The 9,205-nt window shown below is 57.3% G+C and carries 10 protein-coding genes; 7 read left to right on the forward strand and 3 right to left on the reverse strand.

Annotation, left to right across the window (positions count from 1 at the left end; translation table 11 throughout):
* Positions 1-23: 23 nt before the first annotated feature.
* Positions 24-464 carry a hypothetical protein gene (locus AKL27_RS18585; RefSeq protein WP_050464348.1) on the reverse strand — a complete coding sequence of 147 codons (441 nt, stop codon included), beginning with the start codon at positions 462-464 and terminating at the stop codon, positions 24-26.
* A 214-nt stretch (positions 465-678) separates the two neighbouring features.
* Between AKL27_RS18585 and AKL27_RS18590 the strand changes: the two genes are divergently transcribed.
* Positions 679-1,251: a hypothetical protein gene (locus AKL27_RS18590; RefSeq protein ID WP_050464364.1), complete on the forward strand. Its 573-nt coding sequence runs from the start codon at positions 679-681 to the stop codon at positions 1,249-1,251.
* Between the two features lie 137 nt (positions 1,252-1,388).
* On the opposite strand, the gene AKL27_RS18595 is transcribed toward AKL27_RS18590, so the two are convergent.
* Positions 1,389-2,066 (reverse strand): flagellar basal body L-ring protein FlgH, encoded by a 678-nt coding sequence (locus AKL27_RS18595; RefSeq protein WP_408609777.1) that lies wholly within the window; start codon positions 2,064-2,066, stop codon positions 1,389-1,391.
* 268 nt (positions 2,067-2,334) lie between these two features.
* Between AKL27_RS18595 and folE the strand changes: the two genes are divergently transcribed.
* Both folE and AKL27_RS18605 read left to right on the forward strand, forming a co-directional pair.
* Entirely contained in the window at positions 2,335-3,045 is a 711-nt protein-coding gene (folE, locus tag AKL27_RS18600; RefSeq protein ID WP_050464350.1) for a GTP cyclohydrolase I, read from the forward strand.
* Between the two features lie 2 nt (positions 3,046-3,047).
* Positions 3,048-3,473 (forward strand): BLUF domain-containing protein, encoded by a 426-nt coding sequence (locus AKL27_RS18605; RefSeq protein WP_050464351.1) that lies wholly within the window; start codon positions 3,048-3,050, stop codon positions 3,471-3,473.
* Between the two features lie 23 nt (positions 3,474-3,496).
* Here AKL27_RS18605 and AKL27_RS18610 read toward each other — a convergent pair whose 3' ends face one another.
* The gene (locus tag AKL27_RS18610; protein ID WP_050464365.1) at positions 3,497-4,915 is read right to left on the reverse strand and encodes an MFS transporter; all 1,419 of its coding nucleotides are present in this window, start codon (positions 4,913-4,915) and stop codon (positions 3,497-3,499) included.
* A 260-nt stretch (positions 4,916-5,175) separates the two neighbouring features.
* Between AKL27_RS18610 and AKL27_RS18615 the strand changes: the two genes are divergently transcribed.
* The 4 genes from AKL27_RS18615 (at position 5,176) to AKL27_RS18630 (ending at position 9,086) form a co-directional block, all read left to right on the forward strand.
* On the forward strand, positions 5,176-6,636 hold the full coding sequence (locus AKL27_RS18615) for a HAMP domain-containing sensor histidine kinase (protein ID WP_050464352.1): 1,461 nt from the start codon (positions 5,176-5,178) through the stop codon (positions 6,634-6,636).
* A complete protein-coding gene (locus AKL27_RS18620) occupies positions 6,626-7,138 on the forward strand; it encodes a hypothetical protein (protein WP_050464353.1) in 513 nt (170 codons plus the stop codon). Before AKL27_RS18615 ends, AKL27_RS18620 begins: the two co-directional genes overlap by 11 nt.
* On the forward strand, positions 7,139-8,512 hold the full coding sequence (locus AKL27_RS18625; protein WP_050464354.1) for a sigma 54-interacting transcriptional regulator: 1,374 nt from the start codon (positions 7,139-7,141) through the stop codon (positions 8,510-8,512).
* A 223-nt stretch (positions 8,513-8,735) separates the two neighbouring features.
* A complete protein-coding gene (locus tag AKL27_RS18630; protein WP_050464355.1) occupies positions 8,736-9,086 on the forward strand; it encodes a BON domain-containing protein in 351 nt (116 codons plus the stop codon).
* Positions 9,087-9,205 lie beyond the last annotated feature (119 nt).

Below are 9,205 nucleotides of genomic sequence, written 5' to 3' on the forward strand. Positions count from 1 at the left end.
TAAACGGAGGCGATAAATGGATATCAGCGCGAAAATAACGTGTTGATATCGTCACCTGTATTGAAGGCGCTCAAGGCCCATCCTGCGGTCGTCTTATAAAAAATGAATTGCCACGGTATCGCCTGTTTTTCGGCTTTCTCTATATAAACCAGTTTCAGCAGCGAATCGCCGACGCGTTCGGAGCGAATGAACTCATAGCCGACCGAAGCGCCGACATACTGTTCGATTTGCATGCGAGAACTTCTGGCGCCGGTGCGCGCTGCGTCCAGTGTGCGTACATCGACAAGGGTATACGGCGTCATGGCGGCGTAGGCACCGTCGATATCGCCTTTGCCGGCTTGCGTCATCACCTTGTCGGCCAGCTGGCGCATTTCCGAATCCGACTTGAGCGTGTCGGCCTGCGCGGTGACGGCAGCGGCAAGCAAGCTGCAAGACAACAACAATGTTTGCAAAGAGGGGCGCATGATAGGGACTCCTGAGGGTGGGGGGTTTTAGCTGGAACAGGAACCCATTGTGCATCTTGCGACGAAGTTTTGATATAGCCCAGGGAAGCCGGCGGACGATCACAGATCCATGTAAAGCGTTTCATGGCGCTGAGTAAAATCGGGTAAATCAAGAGGATGGCGCGGATAGCGGCGGCTATGATGAATTTTATTGATCGCCGACAATATCTTCTCTATGCAAAAGCTCATTGCCGTCTCGCTGTCAGTCCTTTCTCTTTCCGCATGCTCGCTGGTGACGGTCAACCCGTTGTTGCAAGCGGCCGGCCTGGTGGGTTCGGCGGCGAGCAGCATGGCGTCGATGGTGCCCAACACGCCGCAAAACACCATTGTGTTTGCCCATGCGCCAATCAAGGAAATCTGTATTGAATGGAATGGCGCGGTGGCGCTCAGTGATTTCATTCCCAGTCTGCAAACCGAATTGCAGCGGCACGGCGTGGCCAGCCGGGTCTACGATGCCGGTACCCAACCCGGCAATTGTCCGGTGACGCTGGCGTACAACGCGGCCGTCAAATGGGATACCAAGATGTTCAGCGACGAGTATTCCCCCTATCTGACTTTCGCCTCGATCACGCTGCGCAAAGATGGCCGCGTGCTTGGCAGCGGGCAATACCGGGGCGATAACGTTACCCAGGACAAATGGTCGTCGACCACGAGCAAGCTGGGACCGGTAGTGGATTCCTTGCTGATCAGCAATCCGGTGACAGAGGGATCGGCCAGAGCCAGCAATGTGGCGTTCAGTGGCAGTTGATGCGTAGCCAGGAACCTCGTTGAGGGAAGTTGCCAGTCCCGCTGGTGCAGAGGGGCAGGCCGCAACCCGTTGCATTCCGGGTCGCAGCAGCAACGGACGTTCAGCGTGAACGCCCGCATCAGATGAGCTGCTGAGGATTACCAGAAGGTCAGAACACCGCGGAAGAATTTCTGCATCCAGCCGGGCGAGTTGGCATCTGCCACCATGCCGCCGCCAACCTGTTCCAGACGGGCGTCTGCGACGTTGCTGGATGACACTACATTGCCGCCGCGAATATCGCGCGAGCGCACCACGCCGGAAAAGCGCAAGGTATTGATGTTGCCATTCATGCCGATACGTTTTTCGCCCGCCACCACCAGATTGCCGTTCGGCAGCACTTCAATGATCGACACCATCAGGCTGCCGGTCATCGAATTGCTGTTTTGGGTTTGACCGGTACCTTTGAACGCATCGCTGCCGCTCGCGGTTTTATCGATATTGAAAATCGAAGCCAGCAGACCGCTCATGGATTGGCCGGCGCCGGGTCCCTTTTGGGCCAAGCTGGTATTGCGGCTGGAATCGGTGGCGGACTTGGTGCTTCCCGTCAGCGATTCGGCGATATCGACCTTGAGAATGTCGCCCACGTAATGGGTAGTGGACTCTTCGAACAACTGGGCGCTGCTGACACGGAAGATGGCGCCGTTGTTTTCGATATTGGCGACCGGATACACCGGACGCACGCTGGTCGGCCCCACAATCATCGGTTGCGGTGTGGTGCAGGCGCTCAACAAACACAAAGCGGCAGCAAGACTGACGAGACGTGGCTGAATCATGATGTTGTTCCCCCCTGCGGAAAGTTCTTGCAATTGTTCTTGCTGGCAATCATCGTCGCAATCCCTGTAAGCCGGAGTTAATGCGATGTAAATCCAGGCAAACAAACTTAAATGGGGATCAAGAAAGCGCCGGCACTGTCGTTATCGGGATGCAAGCCGGGTTTTCGCCCTCCGGTCGGGTGCCGCTGTGGCGCGCATCAGGGCCGGAACGATTTCGGGGCATAATGTGGGCAATTTCATTCGCATTGCGCCTCGCTGCGCTCATCTCACAATGGCAACAGACAAATCACAGTTAAGCGTGCATGACGAACTGGTTTCGACCCGCATACGTTCACGTATCAAGGCCGCCGGAGTGCGCTTTCATGCCAACGACAATATCGCCGACTTCATCGAAGAAGGTGAACTGGCGGCATTGCAGGCAGAAGTGCAGGCCAGGCTGGTGGGCGTGCTGGAGAGTCTGGTGATTGACGTCGACAGCGACCACAATACTCAGGACACCGCACGACGCGTGGCCAAGATGTATGTGCAGGAAGTATTTCGCGGACGTTATATAGAGCAGCCGCCGGTCACCGAATTCCCCAACATCGAGCGCCTCAACGAATTGATGATTGTCGGACCGATCACGGTGCGCAGCGCTTGCTCTCACCACCTGTGCCCGATCATGGGCAAGGTCTGGGTCGGCGTCATGCCGAATGAACACTCGAATCTGATCGGTTTGTCCAAGTACGCGCGTCTGATCGAATGGGTCATGAGCCGGCCGCAGATTCAGGAAGAGGCGGTATCGCAGATCGCCGATCTGTTGATGCAGAAACTGCAGCCGGACGGCCTCGCCATCGTGATGGAAGCCGACCACTTTTGCATGCACTGGCGCGGCGTCAAGGATACCGAGACCAAAATGATCAATAGCGTGATGCGCGGTTCTTTTCTGCGCGACGCCAATTTGCGCCGCGAATTTCTTGCACTTCTCCCCAAGCGAGGCTAAACATGCTGGTACGTCTGATCTATGCAAGCCGTTCCTGCTCCACCATCAGTCATGAATTGGTGGACAGCATTCTGGAAGCATCACGCCGGCATAATCCGTCGCTCGGCATTACCGGGGTGCTGTGCTACAGCGAGGACATTTTTGTCCAGGCACTGGAAGGCAGCCGGGATCAGGTCAATCAACTGTTGGCGCGGCTGCATCAGGATAAGCGTCACAAGGATGTGATTTTGCTCAGCTATGGCGAAATCGGCGTACGCCAGTTTGCTTCGTGGACGATGGGCAAAATCCGGCTGGACAAGATCAACCGCTCGCTGCTGCTCAAGTATTCGGCGACCGGCACGCTCAATCCGTACGACGTTTCCGGCTGTGCCACCGTCGCCATGCTGGAAGAATTGGTGACGACGGCAGCATTTACCGCACGCGACTGAGAACCCGGTCGCGCGTCTTGTACTTATGGTTTGGTGGCGCTGACCGGCGTTTTGGTCAACAGACGCAGAAAGCTGGCGAGACAGGCAGCGCCGGCAAAAGCGGCACCGAGACCAAGTGCCAGCTTGGCACCGTGCAATACCGAAACGCTGAAACACAGGGCGACCAGTGCAGCACCAATGCTTTGTCCCAACAGACGGGCGGTAGCGACGATGCCGCTGGCGCCGCCACTGCGTTCCGGCGGCGCGCCGGTCATCAGTGCTTTGAGGTTGGGTGACTGGAAAAAGCCGAAGCCCATGCCGCACAACAGCATGCGCCATGAAATTTCGAAGACGCTTGGTTGTTCCGGCATGAACGTCATCAGCAACAGACCGGCGCTGAGCATGGCCAGACCGATGCCGCCCAGAATCCCGGCCGGATAATGATCAGACAACCGGCCTGCAATCGGTGCCATGATGGCAACTGCGACCGGCCATGGGGTCATCAGCAAACCGATCTCCACCTGCGAACGTCCCAGATCATGATGAAAGAAAAACGGCAGCGAAACGAATGCCAGACCCTGCGCGGCGAAAGAACAGACGGCCGTGATGGCTGACAAGGTGAATACCGGACGACGAAACAAGTCGACCGGCAGCATCGGTGCCGGATGCGAGGCCTGGCGCCGCAACAGCAGAATGCCGCACACCAGCGCCGCAATGAATTCAATGGCAACCACGTTGGCGGCGGCCTGATGCGCGCCTTCGCCGATGGCCAGAATCAGCAGACCGAAGGCCGCAGCGTTGAGCACCGCGCTCTTGATATCGAAATGATGCGTCGAGCGCGGGGTATAGGGCAATGAGGGAAATGCCAGGGCAATCGCGATGATGCCGAGCGGCACATTGACTGCAAACAGCCACGGCCATGGCGCGATGGCCAGAATGCCGGAAGCCACGCTGGGGCCGACCGTAAAGGCAATGGCGACAATCAGGGTATTCAGGCCGACGCCGCGACCCAGCGAACGGGTGGGATAAATGAAGCGGATCAGCGCAGTATTGACGCTCATGATGCCGGCACCGCCGAGTCCCTGCAAGAACCGCGCGACCGTCAGGGACGGCAATGACCAGGCCACGGCGCACAGCAGCGAAGCCGCCGTGAACAAGATCAGGCCGCCTATATATATGCGGCGATAGCCGATGATTTCACCAAGTGCCGCCAACGGCAGCAGCGAGACCATCATCGCCAGTTGATAGGCGGTAACGATCCAGACCGAAGCGGCCGGGGTGGTGTGCAGATCGGTTGCCATGACGGGCAATGCCGTGTTGGCGATAGCGGTGTCAAGCGTTGCCAGACCGACGGCAATCAGCAGCGTCAGAATGGCACGTCCGCGCTGTTCCGGCGGAAGCCCTTCGCCGGCGGTGACTATATGATGGGAACTTGCTGTGGCCGGGGACTTCAACGATTCCATTGTGGCTTGAGGTTGATTGACGGGATCAGGCGCGGCGGCGGAAAATTCGCGTCCCGGCAGCCATCGGTATAAAGCTGTGATTGCAAAGCAGGCAACCGCAATCATGATATATGGGAACGTCGGAGCCTGCAGACGGTGCGCGTTTCCGGGCTGGATTGAGGCTGAATCCGGAGATTTTCTTCGGAAACCCCGAAGGTTTGCATTAAAACATGGCACCGTTGATTACAATAGTGACCCACACGCTAAGAGAGAGCTACTGAATGTCGAAGACAGAATCCGGTTCTGTTGCACGTCGCGGGGTTTTCCCGGGGATGTCTTTTCGCCAATTGTTACTGGCAGCGTTTCTGTTGATTGCTGCCTTGTTGAGCGGCACTTCGGTGCACGCACTCTTCGCGCTGGAACGGATGGCAACGCACAGCCGGGAAACTGCGGAGCATGCCGTGCGGCTGACCGAAGATGCACAACGGCTCGATGAACGTACGGTAGCCATGGAGCGCAGCGCCCGGCAATTTCTGGTATTGGACGACCCGGCGTTTCGTGATCGCTTTCAGGAAGCCCGGCAGCAAGCCGAGGCCGCGCTGACGGCGCTGTCCACGGCATTGCCGCAAATGCGCAGCGACGCGTTCAAAGAATGGCGCAGCTACAGCGAAGCCGCCGCCCAGGTATTGCAATCGGATGTCAGTCAGCGCAAGGCGGAACAGAATGTAGTGGCAGATGCATTTGCCAGGCTGCCGGCGCTCAATGCCGAACTGGCACAGGAAAGCAAACACGAAGTCGAACGGCGCAACAATGCGTTGTCGTACGATCTGGAACAGCAACGCAAGATGCTGACGTTCCAGGTCATCGGCGCCATTGTGCTGGCAGTAGCGCTGGCATTCTGGTTCGGTTTGTGGCTGTCGCGTCCGCTGGCACGTCTGGAAATGGCAATCAGCCGTCTCGGTGACAATCGCTTTGATCAAACCATCGTCGTCAACGGACCGGCCGATATTCGTCGACTCGGACAGCAATTGGATTGGCTGCGGCAGCGGCTGGCCGATCTGGAAGCGGAAAAGTCGCGTTTTCTGCGCCATGTGTCGCATGAATTGAAGACGCCATTGGCGGCATTATGCGAGGGCGCGGCATTGCTCGATGATGAAGTCGCCGGCAAGCTGTCGGACAGCCAGCGTGAAATTGCCCGCATTCTGCGCCAGAACACTTCGGCCTTGCAGACCCAGATTGAAGATCTGCTGCGTTATAACGAAGTGGCATTTGCGGCTCAGCGCATTACTCGCATGCCGATTGATATGCGGGCGCTCTTATATAAGGTGATTGATGATCAGCGCCTGCAATGGTCGTCGCGCGGAATTCAGGTTGAAGTCGAAGGCGGTGCCCGGTCGGCCATGCTGGACCCGGACAAGATTGCCGTTGCGCTGGCCAATCTGCTGACCAACGCGGTGCGCTTCAGTCCGCAAGGCGGGAAAATTCGCTTTGTATTGTCTGGCAGTCCCGGCCGGGTGCGCATCGACTGCGTGGATGAAGGGCCGGGTGTTGCCGCCACCGACACCGTACGCATCTTCGAACCTTTTTACCAGGGATTGCACCAACCGCAAGGCGCACGCAACGGCAACGGTATCGGTCTTTCCATCGTGCGTGAATATGTGCAGGCACATAATGGCAACGTACAACTGATGCCTCGGGATGGCGGGGCGCATTTCCGGATTGAGCTACCTGATGAAAATTAAACTATCGCCTTACCTGTTATGCCTGTTGCTGGCGGCATGCGCGACCAAACCGGTGGAACCGACGCCGGATAATGTCAAATTGATCGCTACCCGCGGCAGCGTCGATGACTTGTTGGCCTACCATCAATCGATCCGGCGCTTCTCTCAGGCCGAGCTCAACAAGGAGTTGCAGAACCTGAACGCCAGATCCGACAGCGCTCTGTTATCCATGCAAAAAGCCATGGTGCTGGGTTTGAGTCGCGATAGCAACGATCTGGCCCGGGCCCAGGCCCAGCTCGGCAATGTGTTGGCAGCGCCCGATGCGGAGCAGTTCAAACCGTTGGCGCGGTTGCTGGTGAGCAACTATGCAGAAATGCGTCGTCTCACTGAAAACGTTGATCGCCTGTCGCTGCAAGCCAAAGATAGTCAGCGCCGTCTGGATCAGTTGAATGAAAAACTGGAAGCCCTGAAAACCATCGAGCGCACCTTGCCGGTACAGCCTGCACCGGCCGTTGCCAAGTAAATGCAGACACATCCGCATCTGTTGCTGGTCGATGATGACGCCGATTTGCTGCGCCTCATGTCGCTGCGGTTGGCGGCCAGCGGCTACAGGGTGACTGCCGTCGCCAGTGCCGAGGCAGCATTGGCGAGTCTGGCGATGGATCTGCCGGCGCTGGTGATTGCCGATGTTCGCCTGCCCGGCAAGGACGGTTTGGCGCTGTTCGATGAAATCCGCACGCAGTGTGCGACGCTGCCGGTCATTCTGCTGACGGCTCACGGCTCTATTCCCGATGCGGTTGAGGCCACCGCGCGCGGCGCCTTCGCGTATCTGACCAAGCCCTACGACGGCAAGGTCCTGCTGGAAAAAATTGCCTATGCACTGAGCTTGACGGCCTCGAACCACGTGGTTGGCGAAGATGCCTGGCGCGAGGAGCTGGTCAGTCGCAGCCAGCGCATGGCCGAATTGCTGGCCGAAGCCAAACTGGTTGCCACCTCGGATGCCAGTATTCTTATCCGTGGTGCCAGCGGCACCGGCAAGGAGTTGCTGGCGCGCGCGGTACACCGGGCCAGCCGTCGTGCCGAGGCGCCGTTTGTGGCAATCAACTGCGGCGCGATTCCGGAACAATTGCTGGAGTCGGAATTGTTCGGTCACGTCAAAGGTGCGTTCACGGGCGCGGTCGATAATCGTGTCGGATTGTTTCAGGCAGCCAACGGCGGCACGCTGTTTCTGGATGAAATCGGCGATATGCCCTTGCCGCTGCAAGTCAAATTGCTGCGGGTATTACAGGAACGTTCGGTACGACAGGTCGGTGCCAATGATTCGGTGGCGGTTGATGTGCGGGTTGTCTCGGCCACACATCGCGATCTGGATGTCGCCATGAGCGAGGGTTTGTTTCGTGACGACTTGTATTACCGGCTGAATGTGGTGACGTTGGCCCTGCCGCCGCTGGTTGAACGGCGTGAAGACATTACTTTGCTGGCCAATCATTTTCTGCAACTCATCGCTGCCCGATATGAGAAGAAACTCAACGGTTTCGCACCAGAGGCGCTGGAAGCATTAATGGTGGCGCCCTGGCCGGGCAATGTGCGGCAACTCTATAACGTGGTCGAACAAGTCTGTGCCTTATGTACCGGACCGCTGATTCCGCTGACACTGGTGCAGCGCGCATTGCAGGTGCCATCGCTGGAAGTCTTGCGCTATGCCGACGCCAAACAGCGCTTTGAGCGCGACTATCTGATCCAGTTGCTCAAATTGACGGACGGCAATGTGGCCGATGCGGCACGCCTGGCTGATCGCAATCGCACGGAGTTTTATCGCTTGCTCCAGAAAAATGGGCTTGATCCCAGCCTGTTCCGCGGAGATGACGATACTGTCGCCGCTGAGCGACAAAACTAAATCCATAAGAATCAACGGGTTAGCCGTGGTCACTGATGGTATGTCGCCAAATCACGACGGAAATCGGTCATTTTTCATTGATTTGATATTTCTTTTTTCGCAACTCAATTTCCAAGTCGTTGAAAAGGCAGGAGTTTTTCCTGCTGGCATGGGCCTTGCGAATAGGGGAGGGCGTGGCGCTGATAAAGCGTCGTCACCCACTTTTCAGGTAAAGGACATTTCCATGCAAACATCCAACATGATTTCCAAGCTGGCCGCTGCCGCAATTATCTCTTCGGTAGCCATGGCGCCAGTAGCCTATGCCGCCGATGCATCGCAAGGCACTTCGGGCAGTACTACTCAGAAAGCCGGCGCTTATGTCGATGACTCCGTTATCACCGCCAAGGTGAAGGCCGCCTTTGTAGAGGATCAACAGGTTTCCGCGCTGAAGATCAAGGTCACTACCAAGCAAGGTGTGGTCACCCTGGCCGGCTCGGTCCCGAGTGCAGAAGCAGGTCAGCATGCATTGCAACTGGCTGCGGCAATCGATGGCGTCAAGGACGTCAAGAGTCAGTTGATGGTGAAGAGCAGCTAACAAGTATCTTCGCCTATATAGAGGGCACTTGTATAGAGCATTCTGTACAGGCAAGAAAACAGTGCAGCAGAGCATGCTGCAACCGGATAAAAGCCCGTCCCGCCAGGGACGGGCTTTTT

It is taken from the genome of Herbaspirillum autotrophicum (genome assembly GCF_001189915.1).
GTDB lineage: Bacteria > Pseudomonadota > Gammaproteobacteria > Burkholderiales > Burkholderiaceae_D > Herbaspirillum > Herbaspirillum autotrophicum.

Bases quoted from the DNA above. Each gene is read 5' to 3' on its own strand.
- AKL27_RS18585 (WP_050464348.1), bottom strand. From the start codon at position 464: ATGCGCCCCTCTTTGCAAACATTGTTGTTGTCTTGCAGCTTGCTTGCC.
- AKL27_RS18590 (WP_050464364.1), top strand. From the start codon at position 679: ATGCAAAAGCTCATTGCCGTCTCGCTGTCAGTCCTTTCTCTTTCCGCA.
- folE (WP_050464350.1), top strand. From the start codon at position 2,335: ATGGCAACAGACAAATCACAGTTAAGCGTGCATGACGAACTGGTTTCG.
- AKL27_RS18605 (WP_050464351.1), top strand. From the start codon at position 3,048: ATGCTGGTACGTCTGATCTATGCAAGCCGTTCCTGCTCCACCATCAGT.
- AKL27_RS18610 (WP_050464365.1), bottom strand. From the start codon at position 4,915: ATGGAATCGTTGAAGTCCCCGGCCACAGCAAGTTCCCATCATATAGTC.
- AKL27_RS18615 (WP_050464352.1), top strand. From the start codon at position 5,176: ATGTCGAAGACAGAATCCGGTTCTGTTGCACGTCGCGGGGTTTTCCCG.
- AKL27_RS18620 (WP_050464353.1), top strand. From the start codon at position 6,626: ATGAAAATTAAACTATCGCCTTACCTGTTATGCCTGTTGCTGGCGGCA.
- AKL27_RS18625 (WP_050464354.1), top strand. From the start codon at position 7,139: ATGCAGACACATCCGCATCTGTTGCTGGTCGATGATGACGCCGATTTG.
- AKL27_RS18630 (WP_050464355.1), top strand. From the start codon at position 8,736: ATGCAAACATCCAACATGATTTCCAAGCTGGCCGCTGCCGCAATTATC.